The organism is Streptosporangium sp. NPDC001559 (assembly GCF_042893955.1).
GTDB lineage: Bacteria > Actinomycetota > Actinomycetes > Streptosporangiales > Streptosporangiaceae > Streptosporangium.
Genome location: NZ_JBIAVG010000019.1, coordinates 145,514 through 161,687, shown reverse-complemented (window position 1 = coordinate 161,687; position 16,174 = coordinate 145,514). Strand labels below are relative to the sequence as shown.

The 16,174-nt window shown below is 71.1% G+C and carries 19 protein-coding genes; 12 read left to right on the top strand and 7 right to left on the bottom strand.

Annotated elements, in window-relative coordinates:
* The first annotated feature begins 12 nt into the window (after positions 1-12).
* On the top strand, positions 13-951 hold the full coding sequence (locus ACFYY8_RS34990) for a LuxR C-terminal-related transcriptional regulator (protein WP_390048531.1): 939 nt from the start codon (positions 13-15) through the stop codon (positions 949-951).
* Here the strand turns inward: ACFYY8_RS34990 and ACFYY8_RS34985 are convergent.
* Positions 948-2,207: an MFS transporter gene (locus ACFYY8_RS34985; protein ID WP_390048529.1), complete on the bottom strand. Its 1,260-nt coding sequence runs from the start codon at positions 2,205-2,207 to the stop codon at positions 948-950. The two genes, ACFYY8_RS34990 and ACFYY8_RS34985, sit on opposite strands and share 4 nt — an antisense overlap.
* Positions 2,208-2,332: 125 nt before the next feature.
* On the opposite strand from ACFYY8_RS34985, the gene ACFYY8_RS34980 reads away from it, so the two are divergent.
* Positions 2,333-2,962: a helix-turn-helix domain-containing protein gene (locus ACFYY8_RS34980; protein ID WP_390048527.1), complete on the top strand. Its 630-nt coding sequence runs from the start codon at positions 2,333-2,335 to the stop codon at positions 2,960-2,962.
* 10 nt (positions 2,963-2,972) lie between these two features.
* On the opposite strand, the gene ACFYY8_RS34975 is transcribed toward ACFYY8_RS34980, so the two are convergent.
* Entirely contained in the window at positions 2,973-4,148 is a 1,176-nt protein-coding gene (locus tag ACFYY8_RS34975; RefSeq protein ID WP_390048525.1) for an MFS transporter, read from the bottom strand.
* Positions 4,149-4,435: 287 nt separating this feature from the next.
* Between ACFYY8_RS34975 and ACFYY8_RS34970 the strand changes: the two genes are divergently transcribed.
* The 6 genes from ACFYY8_RS34970 (at position 4,436) to ACFYY8_RS34945 (ending at position 9,457) form a co-directional block, all read left to right on the top strand.
* Positions 4,436-5,230: a hypothetical protein gene (locus tag ACFYY8_RS34970; protein WP_390048523.1), complete on the top strand. Its 795-nt coding sequence runs from the start codon at positions 4,436-4,438 to the stop codon at positions 5,228-5,230.
* Positions 5,230-6,342 (top strand): sensor histidine kinase, encoded by a 1,113-nt coding sequence (locus tag ACFYY8_RS34965; protein ID WP_390048521.1) that lies wholly within the window; start codon positions 5,230-5,232, stop codon positions 6,340-6,342. The genes ACFYY8_RS34970 and ACFYY8_RS34965 overlap by 1 nt, the downstream gene beginning before the upstream one ends.
* Positions 6,339-6,980 carry a response regulator transcription factor gene (locus ACFYY8_RS34960; protein ID WP_352012442.1) on the top strand — a complete coding sequence of 214 codons (642 nt, stop codon included), beginning with the start codon at positions 6,339-6,341 and terminating at the stop codon, positions 6,978-6,980. The genes ACFYY8_RS34965 and ACFYY8_RS34960 overlap by 4 nt, the downstream gene beginning before the upstream one ends.
* A gap of 244 nt (positions 6,981-7,224) precedes the next feature.
* Positions 7,225-8,127: an NAD(P)H-binding protein gene (locus ACFYY8_RS34955; protein ID WP_390048518.1), complete on the top strand. Its 903-nt coding sequence runs from the start codon at positions 7,225-7,227 to the stop codon at positions 8,125-8,127.
* Positions 8,124-8,960, top strand: a complete 837-nt coding sequence (locus ACFYY8_RS34950) for an NAD(P)H-binding protein (RefSeq protein WP_390048516.1) — start codon at positions 8,124-8,126, stop codon at positions 8,958-8,960. Before ACFYY8_RS34955 ends, ACFYY8_RS34950 begins: the two co-directional genes overlap by 4 nt.
* A gap of 188 nt (positions 8,961-9,148) precedes the next feature.
* Positions 9,149-9,457 carry a hypothetical protein gene (locus ACFYY8_RS34945; RefSeq protein ID WP_390048514.1) on the top strand — a complete coding sequence of 103 codons (309 nt, stop codon included), beginning with the start codon at positions 9,149-9,151 and terminating at the stop codon, positions 9,455-9,457.
* A gap of 153 nt (positions 9,458-9,610) precedes the next feature.
* On the opposite strand, the gene ACFYY8_RS34940 is transcribed toward ACFYY8_RS34945, so the two are convergent.
* On the bottom strand, positions 9,611-10,042 hold the full coding sequence (locus ACFYY8_RS34940; protein ID WP_390048512.1) for a winged helix-turn-helix transcriptional regulator: 432 nt from the start codon (positions 10,040-10,042) through the stop codon (positions 9,611-9,613).
* 97 nt (positions 10,043-10,139) lie between these two features.
* On the opposite strand from ACFYY8_RS34940, the gene ACFYY8_RS34935 reads away from it, so the two are divergent.
* Together ACFYY8_RS34935 and ACFYY8_RS34930 are read left to right on the top strand one after the other, a co-directional pair.
* Positions 10,140-11,474, top strand: a complete 1,335-nt coding sequence (locus ACFYY8_RS34935) for an MFS transporter (protein ID WP_390048510.1) — start codon at positions 10,140-10,142, stop codon at positions 11,472-11,474.
* Positions 11,471-11,941 (top strand): pyridoxamine 5'-phosphate oxidase family protein, encoded by a 471-nt coding sequence (locus tag ACFYY8_RS34930; RefSeq protein WP_390048508.1) that lies wholly within the window; start codon positions 11,471-11,473, stop codon positions 11,939-11,941. The genes ACFYY8_RS34935 and ACFYY8_RS34930 overlap by 4 nt, the downstream gene beginning before the upstream one ends.
* Positions 11,942-12,020: 79 nt before the next feature.
* Here the strand turns inward: ACFYY8_RS34930 and ACFYY8_RS34925 are convergent, their stop codons facing one another.
* From ACFYY8_RS34925 to ACFYY8_RS34915, 3 genes are all read right to left on the bottom strand, one after another.
* Complete coding sequence (locus ACFYY8_RS34925) at positions 12,021-12,377, bottom strand: arsenate reductase family protein (protein WP_390048506.1); 357 nt, start codon at positions 12,375-12,377, stop codon at positions 12,021-12,023.
* A gap of 117 nt (positions 12,378-12,494) precedes the next feature.
* Positions 12,495-12,920, bottom strand: coding sequence for a hypothetical protein (locus tag ACFYY8_RS34920; protein ID WP_390048504.1), 426 nt, complete (start codon positions 12,918-12,920; stop codon positions 12,495-12,497).
* Positions 12,921-12,977: 57 nt separating this feature from the next.
* The gene (locus ACFYY8_RS34915; protein ID WP_390048502.1) at positions 12,978-13,502 is read right to left on the bottom strand and encodes a DUF2231 domain-containing protein; all 525 of its coding nucleotides are present in this window, start codon (positions 13,500-13,502) and stop codon (positions 12,978-12,980) included.
* A gap of 117 nt (positions 13,503-13,619) precedes the next feature.
* On the opposite strand from ACFYY8_RS34915, the gene ACFYY8_RS34910 reads away from it, so the two are divergent.
* A complete protein-coding gene (locus tag ACFYY8_RS34910; protein WP_390048500.1) occupies positions 13,620-14,363 on the top strand; it encodes a helix-turn-helix transcriptional regulator in 744 nt (247 codons plus the stop codon).
* 19 nt (positions 14,364-14,382) lie between these two features.
* On the opposite strand, the gene ACFYY8_RS34905 is transcribed toward ACFYY8_RS34910, so the two are convergent.
* A complete protein-coding gene (locus ACFYY8_RS34905) occupies positions 14,383-14,988 on the bottom strand; it encodes a TetR/AcrR family transcriptional regulator (protein ID WP_390048498.1) in 606 nt (201 codons plus the stop codon).
* A 117-nt stretch (positions 14,989-15,105) separates the two neighbouring features.
* Between ACFYY8_RS34905 and ACFYY8_RS34900 the strand changes: the two genes are divergently transcribed.
* Positions 15,106-16,131, top strand: a complete 1,026-nt coding sequence (locus ACFYY8_RS34900) for a hypothetical protein (protein WP_390048496.1) — start codon at positions 15,106-15,108, stop codon at positions 16,129-16,131.
* Positions 16,132-16,174: the final 43 nt, after the last annotated feature.

Below are 16,174 nucleotides of genomic sequence, written 5' to 3'. Positions count from 1 at the left end.
GTCTATCGTGCGATGCTGGCCCGGCCGAACGAGGGAGTCGGCGAACTCGCCGAACGACTCTCCTGCGAAGCGGGCGACATAAGGGCCGCACTGGATGAGCTGAGTGAACTCGCTCTGATCCGCCCCTCGCAGCAGCAGAACGGACATCTGCACGCGGTCTCGCCCGACATCGGAATGCAGATTCTGCTCAGCAGGCAGCAGGCCGGTCTGATCGCGCAGCAACAGCGTCTTGAGGAGTCCCGCGCCGCCGCCGCCCGGCTCATCGCCGACCACGCCAGCCTCAGATCCGAGACCGGGGGCACCGGGGTCGAGCAGGTCGTCGGCATCGACAACATCCGCGACCGGATCGCGGTGCTCTGCCGTGCGGTAAGCAGGGAGATCATGACCTTCGCGCCGGACGGCGCCCAGACACCGGAGAACCTGGAGAGCGCCCGCCCGCAGGACGCGGCGGTGCTGGAGCGGGGAGTACGGCTGCGCGTCGTCTACCTCGACAGCCTGCGCAACAACCAGCCGACCGTCGACTACGCCAACTGGATCGTCCAGCGCGGCGCCGAGGTGCGGACCGTGGCGACGCTCCCCAACCGGATGATCATCCTGGACCGTGACACCGTCGTCATCGCCGTCTCCAGCGACAACACCGCCGCCGGGGCGGTCGTCCTGACCGGCGAGGGCACCGTGACCGCCCTGTGCGCGCTGTTCGAGAGCGTCTGGGCCAACGCCAGGCCGCTGTCCAGCGCCGTCCCGATCAACGCGCACGGCCTGTCGCCGCAGGAGCAGAGCGCGCTGGCCCTGCTGGCCGAGGGCCACACCGACGAGGCCATCGCCAAACGACTGGGCGTCTCGCCCAGGACCTCCCGGCGATTGGCCGCCACGCTCATCGAAAGGCTCGGAGCCCGCAGCCGGTTCGAGGCCGGCGTGCGGGCGGTGCGCCAGGGCTGGCTCGAGCATTAGGCCCCCGAGTCCTGTGGTTGCGGCCACCGGGCGGTGCGGATGACCCGCTTGCTCAGGGCGTAGACCCCGGCGGCCAGGAAGACGCCGCTGACGGTGAGCACCGCGGGAACGGGCCCGGCGTACTGCAGCAGGAGCCCGGCGACGAACGGGCCGAGGGCCGCGCCGACCGTGAGCATGGTGATGGTCGCGGTGATGGTCCGCCCGCGCAGGGCGTCCTCGACCTGGCGGAAGATCAGGATGTCGACCAGCACCATGGTCGCGGGCAGCGGCAGGACCGCCAGCGCCAGCACCACGCCGTACCACCAGAAGCCGAGCGGCACGGCCAGCGCCGCGGTGAGCGCGCCGCCCCAGGCGTAGAGCCCGATCAGCAGCGCGCCGGGGCTCAGCCTGCTGTGCAGCAGGCCGATCAGACCGGCGCCGGCCAGCCCGCCGATCGACACGATCGTGAAGGCGAACCCGACCTCGGCCTCCGAGCCGCCGTTGGTCTTGATCAGGACGACCACCAGCAGGTCGAGCGCGGAGCCGCCGAGGTTGAGCACGCTCAGCGCGATGATCGAGGCGCGCAGCACCGGGACGCGCAGCAGCAGCGCCAGCCCGTCCAGCATGCCTCCGCCGGACCGCGCGCGCCGCTCCCGGCTGGCCTCCCTGTCCCGGGGCACGGCCAGCGCGCAGAGCGCGGACAGGAGGTAACCGGCCGCGATGCCGATGACGGGCAGGGTGCGGGAGGCGGCGTAGAGCATGCCGCCGAGCGCGGGGCCGATGATCGAGGCGCTGTGCGATCTGACCTCCTCCTGCGTCAGCGCGCTGGTCAGCTGGGCGGGCGGGACGACGCTTCGGGTGGCCAGCATGCGGGCCCCGCTGGACAGCGGCTGCGTGGCTCCGGTGACCGCCGCGACGGCGAGGAGGTGAACGACGCCGAACGTGTCGTAGGTCAGGGAGAGCAGAAGCGTGGCGAACGCCAGCGCCCGCACGAGTTCGGAGACGATGAGCAGGGTCCTGCGGTCGTAGCGGTCGAGCATCGCCCCCGCGGGGACGCCCGCCGCGAAGGCGGCCACCCCGGTGACCAGGCCGTACAGTCCGGCGACCATCGCCGACCGGGTCACCGCGAGCACCAGCACGGGGATGGCGACCAGGGCCATGTTCACCGACATCGCCGCGCCGGCGCCGCCGACCCACAGGGCCTGGAAGCGCCGGTTCCGGCGTAACGGCAGGTCAGCGGAGTCCGTCTGCGCCTGGGGCGTTTCTGTCACCGTCATCGTCTTCACTTTCGTTCTCGACGCCGTGATCATTCACATCATCACATTCATTCATGCTAACGTGAATGTTGACGGATGCGCTACTGTAACGCAACCAGTGAAGCTGACCGGCGATGGAGCCCGAGATGATGGAAGCCAGCCTGTCCGAGAGCGCGGTCGTCGACGTCCGCAGGATCACCGACCTGGAGACCCTCCGCATGGTCGCGGACCCCCTGCGCCTGTCGATCCTGGCCGCCTTCCCCAGCGGAGAGCAGGCCGACCCCCTCACGGTCAAGGAGCTGGCCGAACGGCTCGGCGAGAACCAGACGAAGCTGTACCGGCACGTCAAACAGCTCGAAGAGGCCAACCTGATCTACGTGGCGCAGACCAGGGTGGTCTCCGGGATCATCGAGAAGCGCTACCGGCCGACGTATCGCAGGCTCACCATCGAGAACGACGTGTTCAGCCTGGCCCAGGACTCGGAGGACTTCAGCGACACCACGCTGGCACTCCTCGAATCGGCCCGTGACCGGCTGCGCGCCGACCTGCGGGCGGGCCGGGTCCCGCTCGACCCGCCCGCCTACGGCCCCGACCTCAGCCTCCAGATCAGCAGCGTCCGGGTGAACATGACGCCGGAGCGGTACGTGCGGGTGCGCACCGCGATCACCGAACTGATCGAGCGGGAGGCCTACAGCGACGAGAGCCCCGGTGCCCTTCCCGTCGTCGTGAACGCCCTCCTCTACCCGACCCTGGAGGAACGCGCGCAGCCGAGCTGAGCGCGCGCCCTCAGCGGGGCTTGGCGAGTGACCACAGGGACACCGCCATGAGCAGGGCCGTCAGCCCGCCGCAGATCATCACGGTGGAGACCGAGAAGGCGTCGACGACACGGCCGCCGAGGAAGGCGCCGAGGGCGAAGGTCGCCTGGAAGGAGGAGGTGAAGACGACCGTGGCGGCCTCGGGTGTGTGAGGGCCCGCGGCGATGAACGACGCCTGCGAGCAGACGGGCACACCTCCGTACGCCAGGCCCCAGAGCACGAGCGACGCCACGGCCCCGACGGCTGTTCCTCCGACCGAGGGCAGCAGCAGGGTGGTGGCCGCGATCAGGCAGCCGCAGACCGCGAAGGTCGCTCGCGGGTGTGCGGCGACGGCCTTGCCCGCCAGGAAGTTACCCGCGATTCCCGCGACGCCGTACGCCAGCAGGACGGCGCCGACGGCCGCGGGAGGCAGGCCGGTGACGTCCTGGAGGAAGGGCGTGACATAGGTGTAGGTGCCGAAGTGGGCCAGGACGATGAGGAAGGTCGCCGCCAGGGCGACGGCGGTGCCCCGGGCGCGCAGCAGGTCGAGCAGGACACGAGGGCTGGTGACCCGCTGGGCGGGCAGCGGCGGTAGCAGCGTCAGCAGGGCGGCCAGAACCAGGACAGCCAGCACGGCCACGACCAGGAAGGCGGTCCGCCAACCGGCGAGGTCGCCGATGAAGGTCCCGGCCGGTACGCCGAGCACGGAGCCCAGCGGCACGGAGGAGAAGATCACAGCGGTGGCGGTGCCTACGGCGTGCGGGGGCACCAGGCGGCCGGCCAGCCCCGCTCCGATCGACCAGAAGCCGCCGATGGTGAGACCGACGAGCGCCCTGGAGATCAGCATGACCCAGTAGGAGGTCGCCACCGCGGCCAGCACGTCGGCCACGGCGAGCACCGCCATGAGGACGCACAGCATCACACGGCGGTCCAGGCGCGCGGTGGTCAGTGTGACGGTGGGCGCGGCGACCGCGGCGACGACGCCGGGCAGCGTCATGGTCAGCCCTGTGGTGCCGTCGGAGATGCCGAAGTCCGCGCCGATGACGGGCAGCAGACCGATGGGCAGGATCTCGCTGGTGACGATGGCGAAGATGCCCAGCATGAGTGAGACGACCGAGAGCCAGCCGATGAGAGGCGAGCGGGGCCGAGCGAGCGTGATGGTGGACATGGTTCCCGTCCGGACAGGTGCGTGTGGCGTAAGGGCACTCAGCCAAGCAGCGGCGAAGTAGCGGGTACCGGCATGTTTCAGACGTGACCGATTCCTTTTCGCGGTGACCGGGGTCTACATGAGAGATCGGCCGGGTCCCGGCCAGGGCGAGATCCTGATCCGCGTCACCGCCGCCGGCGATTTCCCGACCCCGCCGGGTGCGGGCCGTGTCAATACCTCCCAGGTCAGATCTTGTCTGGACCCGGCGGAGACGCGGCCTGCGGGCCTTGGCCGGAATCGTTGGCGTCATGCGACTCCAACGAATGCAGATCTCGGCGCTGATCGTCCTCGCGCCGACCGCCGCGCTCGCCCTCGTGCCGCTGCCGGCGCTTCCCTACACCACGGGCTTCGCGCCGTACTGGGTGACCGTAGCGGCCGCCGTACTGGGCGCGGTGTTCGTGGTGCGGCCGCACGCCGCGGGGTTGCTGCCCGCCGTACTGCTGCTGTGGTCGGCGGGCGGCATCGTGCTTGACGCGTTCCGCGCGTTCTTCGCCGTCACGGGGATCCCGGCGGGGGAGTTCTCGCGGGTCGACTGGCCCGGGATGGCGCTGCGCGGGCTCAGCCTGGCGGGCTGCGCGCTGCTGGGGGCGCTGATTCTGCGTCACATCCGGGTGCCCGGCGGGTCGTGGCTCGGGTACAGCGCGTTCGCGGTCGGATTCGTCTATCCGACGGCCAAGCTGTACTGGTCGTTCGGCGGCACGCTGCTGCGTCCCACGGGGTACGACGAGGGCCTGCCGTACGGCGAGCTGATCATGCTGGTCGTCGGGGCGGCCGGTTCCCTGGCGCTGGTCCAGCGGTGGGGGAGGTGGCTGCCGCGGCGGCTGGTGCTGACGGGCGGTTGGACGGGCGCCGCTATGTTGACCACCATGGGAACCATGTCCGTTTTCGGTACGCTGTCGCAGCTGCTCGGCCTCACCCGGGGGCCCGTGCCGTTGTCCGATCCCGCGGCCGTGGTGACGGTCGGGCTGGTGTACGGGAGCTGGCTGCTGTTCGGGCTGGCGGTGGGCGGGGCCACACTGGCCTACCAGCGGGCGACGGTGTGATGACGCCACGGCGCGCGGACATGGTGTCGGCCTTCGTCGCCGGGGTGCCGTTGTTCTCGCTTTCGGTAGTGGTCGCGGTGCTCTCGGTGCCGGGAGCGCGCGCGGGCCTGCTCGTGGGGGCATGCCTGGTGGCGCACGTGGCCGTCGCGTACCGCCGGGCCTGCTGGGCGTTCCTCGTGGTCGCCGCCGCCTTCGCCGTCCAGGTCGCCGTGACCGGGCTGTTCCTCGTGCTGCCGTCGTCGTTGATCTTCCCGTTCATGGTCTACTCCTGCGCCGCGTACGACCGGCGCCATCCTCCGCTGGCCGTGGGCCTGGTGGGGGCCGGGGTGGCGGCGGCCAGGTTCGCGACCGACTCCAGTGTGGCCGCCGCGGCCCTGGGACCGAACCCGTGGCTGCTGTTCGGGCTGCTGGCCGCGGTGGTGGTCTCGGCGTGGGGGTTCGGTCTGTACCGGCGGACCCAGCTCGCCTACGTCGACCTGCTGCGGGAGCGGGCCCGTGACGCCGCCGCGCGGGCGACCGCGGCGGAACGGGCCAGGATCGCCAGGGAGATGCACGACGTGGTCGCGCACGCGCTGGCGGTCATCGTCGCCCAGGCCAGGGGTGGCCGGTTCGCGCCCGCGCGCGCGGCGGAGATCCTGGCCACGATCGAGGACACCGGGCGCACGGCGCTCACGGACATGCGGGCCGCCGTCGGCGTGCTGCGCGCCGTACCCGACGGGGCGCGGCCGTCACCGGGCCTGGCCGACCTGCCGGAACTGCTGGAGCGCACCAGGAGCGCGGGGCTTCCCGTGACCGAGATCGTGCGGGGCGCGGCCCGCCCCCTCGGACCGGGCACGGAGCTCGCCGTCTACCGGACGGTTCAGGAGGCGCTGACCAACACGCTCAAGCACGCGGGCCCCGGTGTCCGCGGCACGGTCACGCTGGAGTGGGCACAGGACGACCTGCGCCTCACCGTCAGCGACGACGGCGAGCCCCCGGCGGGGACGACAGGGACGGGGAACGGGTTGGCGGGAATGCGGGAGCGGGTGGGCGCCGTGGGCGGCACCCTGGAGATCCGGACGGAGGACGCGGGCGGGTTCGTCATCGATGCGCGCCTGCCGTATCGGACATGACGATTCGGGTCTATGTCGTCGACGACCAGGACCTGGTGCGTACCGGCACGGCGATGGTGATCGACGCGCAGGAGGACATGCGCGTGGTGGGGCAGGCACGCGACGGGGCGGAGGCCCTGGCCGGGCTGCGCGCGGTGACGGCGGACGTGGTGCTCATGGACGTGCGGATGCCGCGCATGGACGGGGTCGAGGCGATCAGGCGGCTGCCGATGACGGACGAAGGACCGAGGGTGATCGTCCTGACCACCTTCGACCTGGACGAATACGCCTTCGCGGCGCTTCGGGCCGGGGCGTCGGGTTTCCTGCTCAAGGACGCCCCCGCCGACGAGTTGCTGTCCGCGGTGCGGACCGTCCACCGTGGGGACGCGGTGATCGCGCCGTCCACGACGCGGCGTCTGCTCGACCATGTCGCGCGGCGCCTGCCGGACGTCACGCCGGACCCGCTGACGGAGCGCGAGCGCGAGGTGTTGCGGCACATCGCCTGGGGCGAGACGAACGCCGAGATAGCGGGATCGCTGTTCCTGGCCGAGGGCACCGTCAAGACCCACGTCGGCCGCATCCTGGGCAAGCTCGGGCTGCGCGACCGGGTCCAGGCCGTCATCTGGGCGTACGAACACGGCCTGAACAACCGTTCCTGAGCTTGCGACCCCGCGCGGGACGACCCGGCGGGCGGGGAGCCCTCGCGGTGCCGGTGAGGCCGCGGGCGCACCGTTTCCGGTGGTCACACGGTTTTCAGGCGGCGCCCCGCTGGGAGGCATTGGAACGATCCATATGCGAGCTCCTCGGGAATCGGCCTACCATCCCGGGGCCGGGGCGCCGCCGCGAAACCACGGCAACGGACGCGGCGGCCCCCATTGCCCATCCGGAGATCAGAGGAGCAACGTGACGATTTTAGTGACGGGGGCGACCGGCAACATCGGCCGCCATGTGGTGCGGGGGCTGGTGGGCGCGGGCCAGCGGGTACGCGCCATGGTCCGCGATCCGCGGGCGGCCAGGGTGCGTCTTCCCGCGGGGGTCGAACTGGTCCGCGGGGACTTCACCCGGCCGGACACCTGGCCGCAGGCGCTGAAGGCGGTCGAACGGGTCTATCTGTTCCCGTACGCCTACCAGGGGCCGGGGGCCGCCGGGCCCGGATTCACGGAGGAGGCCGTGGCGGCGGGTGTGCGCAGGTTCGTGGTGCACTCGGCCGCCGCGGCCGGGTTCGCCCCGTCCGACGACCCGAGTGCGCTGGGCCGTCACCTGGAGGAGGAACGCCGGGCCCATCGCGACCTTGAGACGGCGGTCGAGGCCACCGGCAGGGAGTGGACCCACGTCCGCCCGGGTCTGCTCGCCGCGCGCGCCCTCGGCTGGGCGGATCCGATCCGTGCCGAGCGGACGGTGCGCGAGCCGTACCCCACCTCGGGGTATCCGCTGGTCCACGAGGCGGATGTGGCCGAGGTCGCGGTGGCCGCGCTGCTGACCGACGAGCATCTCGGCGCGGCGTACACCATCACGGGCCCGGCCAAGGTCACCCAGGCCGAGCAGGTGTCGGCGATCGGCGCCGCCATCGGCGCGCGGGTGCGCTTCGAGGAGCTGACCCCGTCGCAGGCCCGCGTCCGGTGGCTCGCGGAGGGCTGCCCGCCGAAGATGGCCGACTGGCTGGTCGAGCTGCTGGCCGCCGCCGTCGAGGGCACGGGCGCGCTGGCGCCGACCAACACATACGAGGAGATGACCGGCCGTCCACCGCGCACCTTCGCCAGGTGGGCCCGGGACCACGCGGCGGACTTCACGGGGGAGGCGGCATGACGATCCTGGTGACCGGGGCGACCGGGGAGGTGGGCCGGTGCGTCGTCACGGAACTGCTGAGGTCCGGCCACGCCGTACGCGCCCTGACCCGGAGTTCCGCCACCGCCGGCCTGCCCGGCGGGGTCGAGGTGTTCGAGGGGGACCTGGAGCGCCCTGAGTCGCTGCGGGAGGCGCTGACCGGCGTGGAACGGCTCTATCTGTTCCCCGTGCCGCAGGCGATCTCCGAGGTCCTCGCGCTGGCGGCCGAGTCCGGGGTGCGGCGGATCGTGAACCTGTCGGGCGCCCTGGCCGACGACCCGATGTTCGCGGACGGCTACCAGGTGGTCGAGCGCGCCGTCGAGGCGTCCGGCCTGGAGTGGACCCACATCCGGCCGGGGGAGTTCGCGCGCAACTGGCTGGACTGGGCGCCGTCGATCCGCGCCGAGCGAGTCGTGCGCCGTCCGTACGGCGGGGCGGTGACCCAGCCGATCCACGAGGCGGACGTGGCCGCCGTCGCCACGGCGGTCCTCCTCGGGGAGGGCCACGCGGGCCGTACCTACACCTTCACCGGACCGCGGTCGCTCACCGTCGCCGAGCAGACCGAGGCGATCGGGCGGGCCCTCGGCGAACGGGTGCGCTTCGAGGAGCAGGACCCGGTGACGGCGCGGGAGCAGTGGATTCGGCACGGCTATCCGGCCGCCGTGGTGGACTGGCTGTTCGGGATATGGGCCGAGTCGGCGCGCGATCCCGCCCCGCCCAACGAGGAGTGGGCGACGCTCGTCCCGCGTCTCACGGGCCGCCCGGCCCGGACCTTCGAGGAGTGGGCCGCCGATCACGTGACGGCCTTCAGGTAGTTCCCGCCCGGGAAGGAGGCCGGTCCCCTTCCCGGGTCCGGCATGGACTGCGGAGGCTTACGAAAAGGACACCCAGGGTGGGGGGCGAAGGTTACGCTAACCCAGCTGTAACGCTAGATAGTCACTCGACTACCCTCGGTAACATAACGGGTGGTTGTCTCTCCTATCTCAGAAAGGACACCACCCCCATGCGTTTCTCCAGCCACCTGCTCACCATCACCTTCGCCGCCGTCTCGGCGGTTGGCGCCCTTGCCGTCGCGGCCCCCGCCCAGGCCGACGCCACCCCCACCTACACCTGCGACCAGGTCCTGCCCGGTGCCGTCGTGCTGGGGCACGGCAACTGCGTCGCCTCCAACGGAGCCGCCACCGAGGGTGAGTTCCAGGGCGAGTCGCTGGTGGTCGCCCGCCAGGCGCCGGTGAGGTTCCAGTGCCGGGCCGGCGGCCGCGCGCAGCTGCCCGACGGCGTCGTCGCGGCCGGCTGCCGACCGGCCGCGTAAGACGTTCCGGGCGTCGTTCGTCCCGCGTGGCCAGGCGCACCCCCTCTCCCGCGCGGGACGACCCCGCCGGACCGCACGGCCCCCGTTCCGACCTCGGTCGGCGGGGGCCGCGTTCGTTCACGGCGCCCCGCCGCGGAGTGCTCGGGAACACGGTTACGGGACGGCGGTCGCGAGCTCCCTCTGGTCGAATTCGGAGCGGGCGTCGGAGATCTCCTGCTGGTGGTCCTCCGTCCAGATCACCAGCGTTTTGATCACCTCGTGGAGAGAGATGCCGAGCGGGGTCAGCTCGTACTCGACCCGAGGCGGCACCACGGGATAGACGGTCCGCTTGACCAGCCCGTCCCTCTCCAGGTTCCGCAACGTGACGGTGAGCATGCGCTGGCTCACGCCGTCAACGGTGCGGCGCAACTCGGAGAAGCGCATCGTCTGACGGTCAAGAAGGGCGATCACCAGCAGCGACCACTTGTCGGCGACGCGGTCGAGAATGTTCCGTACGTCGCAGTCCGCCCGGACGTCCCACTGTCTTGCCTGGTCGGCATCGGTTCCCGTGCAGTAACTCAGTGCCTTTGAAGTGCCGTCTTCCATAGTTCCCCCACGGTGACGCAAGATTCCTTCGTTACTAAAGAGAACCACGGGAGAAGTCACTGTGTCTACCATCGTGAGATCCCCCCGGACCTGGGGGATGTTGTTCGTTCTTTGCGGAGCGATCTTCCTGGAGGGCATCAACGTCGCCATGCTCAACGTGGCGTTGCCGGCGATCCGGGCCGAACTCGGCCTGTCCACCGGCGAACTCCAGTGGGTGATCAGCGCCTACGTCCTGGGCTACGGCGGATTCATGCTGGTCGGCGGCCGAGCGGCCGACCTGTTCGGCCGCCGCCGGATGTTCCTGGTCTGGCTCGGGGTCTTCCTGGTCGTCTCGGCCCTGGGAGGCGTCGCCGACAGCGGCGGGATGCTGATCGCGGCCCGGTTCGTGGCCGGCGTCGCGGCCGCCGTCATGACCCCCGCCGGACTGTCGATCATCACGACCAGCTTCGAGGAGGGCCCCCAGCGCAACCAGGCGCTGCTGGTCTACTCCGGTACGGCGGCGGGCGGCTTCTCGCTCGGACTGGTGCTCGGCGGCCTGCTGGCCGAGGTGAACTGGCGACTGGTGCTGTTCGTGCCCGCCGTACTCGCCCTGGTCATCCTCGTACTGGCCGTACGGCTGATTCCCACGACCCCGGCGGAGCAGGCCACGGACCGGCGGGTGGACGTGCCGGGCGCGGTCACCATCACCGGCGCGATCATGCTGCTGGTGCTGGGCATCGAGCGGGCCGCCCACGTGAGCGCCGGTTTGACCGCCGCCATCCTCCTGGCCGGACTCGCCCTCCTGGTGCTGTTCGTCCTGATCGAGCGGAAGTCCCCGGCTCCGCTCCTGCGGCTCGGCATCCTGCGCTCCGGATCGCTGGTCCGGGCCAACCTGGCGGGCCTGCTGTTCGCCGCCGCCTTCTTCGGCTTCCAGTTCATCGCCGTGCTCTACCTGCAGGAACTGCGCGGCTGGAGCTCGATGCAGACCAGCCTGGCCATGCTCGCCATCGGCGCGGACGCCATCCTCGCCCCGACCCTCACCCCCCGGCTGGTCACCCGGTTCGGCAACGCCAAGGTCATCCTGGGCGGGCTGCTGCTGGCCGTCCTGTCCTACGTGTTGTTCCTGCCGATCGGGACGGACACCGTCTACCTGGCGATGTTCCCCACCATGCTCATCCTCGGCCTGTCCTTCGCCCTGGCCTACGGGCCGCTGACCATCGTCGCCACCGAGGGCGTCGATGAGAGCGAGCAGGGGCTGGCCGGTGGCCTGCTGTACACGTCCTTCCAGTTCGGCGCGGCCCTCGGGCTCGCCGCCAGCACCGCCGTCATCGTCGCCGCCGGCGAAGGTGATCCGCTCGGCGCCTACCGCGCCGCCCTGTCCGTCCCCATCGTCGCCGCCGTCCTCGCCGCCGCCTTCAGCGCGTACGGCCTGCGGAAGGAGTCCCTCCGATGACCACGTCCTTCGCCGAGATCGAGAGCGAGTTCAACGCCTACATCGGTGCCATCCGGTACGCCACGATGGTCACCGTCGACTCCGGGAACCGCCCCCGTACCCGCATCCTCATTCCCATCTGGGAGAACGTGGAAGGGAAGCCGCGCGGGTGGCTGGCCACCTACAAGACCCCGGTCAAGGCGGCCCACCTGGCGGGCAACCCGCACACCTCCTTCTCCTACTGGAAGCCCGGCAACAGCTCGGTCGCCATCGAGGCCACGGCCACCTGGGACGACGACCTGGAGACCAAGCGTCACGTCTGGGACCTCTACCGGGCGACCAGCCCGCGCGGGGCCGGATATGACCTCGGGGCCTTCTGGAGGTCGCCCGCCGACCCCAGGCTGCACGTCCTTCGCCTCGAACCCTGGCGCATCCAGGTGATCCGCGGCGCGGATCTGCACAGCCGCATCTGGACGCCTCCGGTATGACGCGCGGGCTTCAGGGGTACGGCCTCCGCCGACGTCGGCGGAGGCCGTACCTTTGAACGCTGTGGCGCGGGGCCGGTCGTCACGGCAGGGCGGACCGTACGGATTCGGGCGAGCGGCCGATCACCGCCGTTCCGTCGTCCGCGGTGATGATGGGCCGCTGGATCAGGATCGGGTGAGCGGCCAGCGCCGCGATCCACCGGGGGCGGTGGCTCTCGTCGCGTGGCCACGCGGTGAGGCCCAGTTCGGCCGCCGCGGGTTCGGCGAGGCGGGCGATCTCCCAGGGCTGCATGCCGAGACGTCGCAGCACGTCTTCGATCTCCTGGGCGGTGGGCGGTTCCTCCAGGTAGCGCCGCACGGTGTAGGCGGCGCCCGCGTCGTCGAGCAGTGAAAGAGCGGAGGCGCATTTGCTGCACGCGGGGTTGATCCAGATTTCCACGTGGGTGATCCTTCCAGCTGCGGGCATGCCGGTCATCCGGGCAGGGCGGTCAGGGCAGGGAATCGGCCGCGCGAGCGGGCCTCGGCGCGCGGGGCGCCGAGGAAGGCGAAGTCCTCGTCAGCTGCCGCCGACGCCCAGGGCGGAGAGCAGGACCAGGAGCACGGTCACGACGGCGAACAACCCGTGCGCGGCGACCACGGCGACCGGGAAGTGCCGCTCGGCGGGGGCGGTGCGCTCACCCGCCGACGGGACGGTGGTGGCACGGGCCCGGTACACCGGGATCCACCGGGCCAGCATGACGAACCCGAGCAGTGCGACGGGTACCAGCAGGACGAAGGCGATCCAGGCCAGCGCGTTCAGGTCGGCGATGAGGTAGACGACCCAGACGACCAGGCCGACGGCGGCCAGCGCGAAATGACCGAAGATCACCGGGACCGGCAGGTGGCTTCCGCCGCGGGCACCGCCGCGCGAGAGCCAGGTGCCGAGCATGTGGAAGCCGCCGAGTGCGGTGACCACCCAGGTGATCAGTGCGGCGATGTTCATGAAAACTCCAGATTGCTCATGGTGGCCGCCCCGGGGGCCGTGCGGCGACCGATGCTGTCAGTGGGTACGGCCCGCGGGTGCGAACCCTTCGGCCTGTGTCTCCTCGTCGGCCACCCGGACTCCGTAGCGGTAGGAGAGCCTGCCGCCCAGCCATCCCGCCACCGCCAAGGTCAGGAAGGCGGCGGCGTTGAGGGCCATCGGCCCGGCGGGGACGCCGCCGGTGACGGCCTCGGAGTACCGCCACAGGAAATTGCCGAGATAGGCGACGGTCACCAGAAGGTTCAGCGTCATGTGGATCAGCGCCAGCCGGAACGCGCGGGTGCCCGTGGGGATGGCGAACAGGTCCAGGAAGCCGGCCATGGCCGCGCCCAGGGCGCCGACCACCCCGATCGCGATCAGCCACATCGCTCCCTGGGACAGGAAGCGCGGATCCGCCACGAACTGTGAGGCGATGTCGAAGGCCAGGCCGGCCGCCCAGGCGCCGATCGGGATCGTGACCAGCATGGGATGGAACGGGTGTCCGTACGGACCGGCGAGCGTGGCGCTGACCGGTTGCTTGGCCTGGTGTGGCCGGGTCGTCATGACCACCTCCTTTTCACCAATGGATTTTGGTCTTATTAGGAGTGGCGGTCAAGCGATGCCGACGAGAAAGGCCTCCGCCCATCGTCCGACAGCGCGCGCTGGCGTTATCGTGAAGGTGTGACCTCTGACATGAGCCGGCCGGTCTCTCCGGCGGACGCCGCGCTCGACTCCATCAGCGTGCTCGGCGAAGGCACCCGGCGGCAGATCTTCGCCTTCATCCGCCGTGCCCGCCGGCCCGTCACACGCGAGGAGGCCGCCGCCGACGTCGGCATCTCCCGCAAACTCGCCGCGTTCCACCTGGACAAGCTGGTCGACGCCGGACTGCTCCGCACCCGGCATGCGTCACCGACCGGCCTGCGCAAAGTCGGCCGGCAGCCCAAGCTCTACGAGCCGACCGACAGCCCCATCCAGGTCAGCATCCCCGACCGCCGCCACGAGCTGCTGGCCGGTCTCCTTCTCCGGGCCGTCCTGGCCGAAGGCGAGAACGAGACCGCCGCGACCGCCGCCATACGCACGGCCAGGCAGCACGGCGACGAACTCGGCGGCCAGGACCGCGCGCGCCTGCGGCCTGGCCGGATCGGTGCCGAACGCGGCCTGACCCTGTGTGAGCAGATGCTCAACCAGCACGGCTTCGAGCCCGCCCGCGAGGCCCCCGACCGGCTACGGCTACGCAACTGCCCCTTCCACCCTCTCGCCGCCCAGGCCCCCGACCTCGTCTGCGGTATGAACCACGCCTTCCTCACCGGATACCTGCAAGGACTGCAGGCCGGAGCCGTTCAGGCGGTTCTCGCCCCGCGCTCCGGTGAATGCTGTGTCCAGCTGCAGCACGCGCAGCCACAGGACCCGCCCAAGGCCGGCTGACACCCGGGCGTGCGCGAGGTCAGTTCCGGGCCGGGGCGCGCCGCCGTACCAGGGGAAGGTAGACCTCGTCGACGATCTCGACGAGGACGTCGTCGGGAGCGGTGGGGACCCCGCGCACGACGAACTCGTTGCGCAGCAGGACCATGGCCACGGTGGCGACCCGTGGAGTGAGCGCCTCGGGGGCCACCTCGCCGCGCGCGAGCGCGCGTTCCAGGACGGTCAGCCACGGGGCCGCGGCGGCGTCACCGGACCGGTCCTGCAACTGTTCCAGGAGTTCCGAGGCGCCTCCGGCCGCGGCGAACAGCTCCCGCAGGATCGCACCCTGCGGGGAGCTCCAGTAGCGGTTGGCCTGGCGGAGCAGTGCCAGAACGTCACCCCGAAGGTCACCGGTGTCGTCGGGGGAGACCGTCGTGGTCAGCCGCCGGTAGGCGGCGACGCCGAGCGCGAGGCGGTTCGGCCAGCGGCGGTAGATGGCGTTCTTGTTGGTCCCGGCTCGCGCGGCGACCCTGTCCATGGTCAGCCCGGAGTATCCGGCCTCGGCCAGTTCGTCGGCCGCGGCGCTCAGGATCGCCTCCTCCAGGGCGGCCCCACGCCTCCTGGTCCTCCCTGCCGCGTCCTCTGTCATGGCCCTTCCCGCAGTCGATACCGGTCGTGCCCTCCCATCCTTGTTGCCGTCTCCCCCTCATCACAAATAGGGTACTTGAAGTACCTTAAAAACTCCCTCCAGAGGAAGGCCCGACACATGCGCGCCAAGGGCATCAGCTATGACACCGGCTTCGTCGTCAACGGAACGATCGGTCACCGGTGGTTCGCCGCGGAGAACGTCAGACGTGACATGCGCGCCATCCGCGACGACCTGAACTGCACCGCGGTCCGCGTCATGGGCGGCGACCCCGAACGGATCGAACTCGCCGCGGAATGCGCCGCCGACCTCGGCCTCGAGGTCTGGTTCTCCCCGTACCCGCTCGAACTGACCGCCGACGAGATGCTGTCGCTGTTCGCCGACTGCGCCGAACGCGCGGAGCGGCTCCGGCTGAGGGGAGCCGAGGTCGTGTTCGTCACCGGCGCCGAGCTCTGCCTGATGAACAAGGGATTCCTGCCCGGTGACAGCATCGACGAGCGGGTCGGGCTGCTGAGCAGGCCGGACCAGGTGCGCGAGCAGCTCGGCACGGTCGGCGCGCGGGTCAACGACTTCCTCGCCGAAGCGGTCGCGCTCGTCCGCGAACGCTTCGGCGGAAAGGTGACCTACGCCTCCGTTCCGCTCGAGCGTGTCGACTGGGCGCTCTTCGACGTCATGTCGGTGGACCTCTACCGGTCGGCTGAGATCGCCGACCGGTTCGCCGCCGGTGTCCACGGGCTCGTCGCGCAGGGCAAGCCGGTCGCGATCACCGAGTTCGGCGCGGCGAGCTACCGGGGTGCGGGGGACCGGGGAGCCCTCGGCCTGGAGGTCGTCGAGTACGACCCCGCCACCCGCGCGCCCCTCCGGCTGAACGGTGAGTACGAGCGCGACGAGGCCGGACAGGCCGCGTACGTGCGTGAACTGCTTGAGGTCTTCGACGCCGGAGGCGTGGACAGCGCCTTCGTGTTCACCTTCGCGCTCCACGACCATCCGCACCGCCCCGGCGGCGACCCCCGAGACGATCTGGACCTGGCCAGCTACGGCGTCGTCAAGGTCCACGAGGACCCGGAGAAGCCGTGGGAACCCAAGGCCGCCTTCCACTCCATCGCCGCCCACTACGGCTCCTCGCCGGGGCCCGTGGCGCGGTGACCGCCGCTTCTACCGGGTTTGTCCGTAGCGCTCCGGCTTCAGG

Excerpts from the sequence above, each read along its gene's own strand:
- ACFYY8_RS34915 (WP_390048502.1), bottom strand. The coding sequence starts at position 13,502 with ATGACGACCCGGCCACACCAGGCCAAGCAACCGGTCAGCGCCACGCTC.
- ACFYY8_RS34965 (WP_390048521.1), top strand. The coding sequence starts at position 5,230 with ATGACGCCACGGCGCGCGGACATGGTGTCGGCCTTCGTCGCCGGGGTG.
- ACFYY8_RS34930 (WP_390048508.1), top strand. The coding sequence starts at position 11,471 with ATGACCACGTCCTTCGCCGAGATCGAGAGCGAGTTCAACGCCTACATC.
- ACFYY8_RS34985 (WP_390048529.1), bottom strand. The coding sequence starts at position 2,207 with ATGACGGTGACAGAAACGCCCCAGGCGCAGACGGACTCCGCTGACCTG.
- ACFYY8_RS34905 (WP_390048498.1), bottom strand. The coding sequence starts at position 14,988 with ATGACAGAGGACGCGGCAGGGAGGACCAGGAGGCGTGGGGCCGCCCTG.
- ACFYY8_RS34960 (WP_352012442.1), top strand. The coding sequence starts at position 6,339 with ATGACGATTCGGGTCTATGTCGTCGACGACCAGGACCTGGTGCGTACC.
- ACFYY8_RS34900 (WP_390048496.1), top strand. The coding sequence starts at position 15,106 with ATGCGCGCCAAGGGCATCAGCTATGACACCGGCTTCGTCGTCAACGGA.
- ACFYY8_RS34950 (WP_390048516.1), top strand. The coding sequence starts at position 8,124 with ATGACGATCCTGGTGACCGGGGCGACCGGGGAGGTGGGCCGGTGCGTC.
- ACFYY8_RS34940 (WP_390048512.1), bottom strand. The coding sequence starts at position 10,042 with ATGGAAGACGGCACTTCAAAGGCACTGAGTTACTGCACGGGAACCGAT.
- ACFYY8_RS34980 (WP_390048527.1), top strand. The coding sequence starts at position 2,333 with ATGATGGAAGCCAGCCTGTCCGAGAGCGCGGTCGTCGACGTCCGCAGG.
- ACFYY8_RS34990 (WP_390048531.1), top strand. The coding sequence starts at position 13 with ATGCTGGCCCGGCCGAACGAGGGAGTCGGCGAACTCGCCGAACGACTC.
- ACFYY8_RS34970 (WP_390048523.1), top strand. The coding sequence starts at position 4,436 with ATGCGACTCCAACGAATGCAGATCTCGGCGCTGATCGTCCTCGCGCCG.
- ACFYY8_RS34945 (WP_390048514.1), top strand. The coding sequence starts at position 9,149 with ATGCGTTTCTCCAGCCACCTGCTCACCATCACCTTCGCCGCCGTCTCG.
- ACFYY8_RS34920 (WP_390048504.1), bottom strand. The coding sequence starts at position 12,920 with ATGAACATCGCCGCACTGATCACCTGGGTGGTCACCGCACTCGGCGGC.
- ACFYY8_RS34935 (WP_390048510.1), top strand. The coding sequence starts at position 10,140 with ATGTTGTTCGTTCTTTGCGGAGCGATCTTCCTGGAGGGCATCAACGTC.
- ACFYY8_RS34975 (WP_390048525.1), bottom strand. The coding sequence starts at position 4,148 with ATGTCCACCATCACGCTCGCTCGGCCCCGCTCGCCTCTCATCGGCTGG.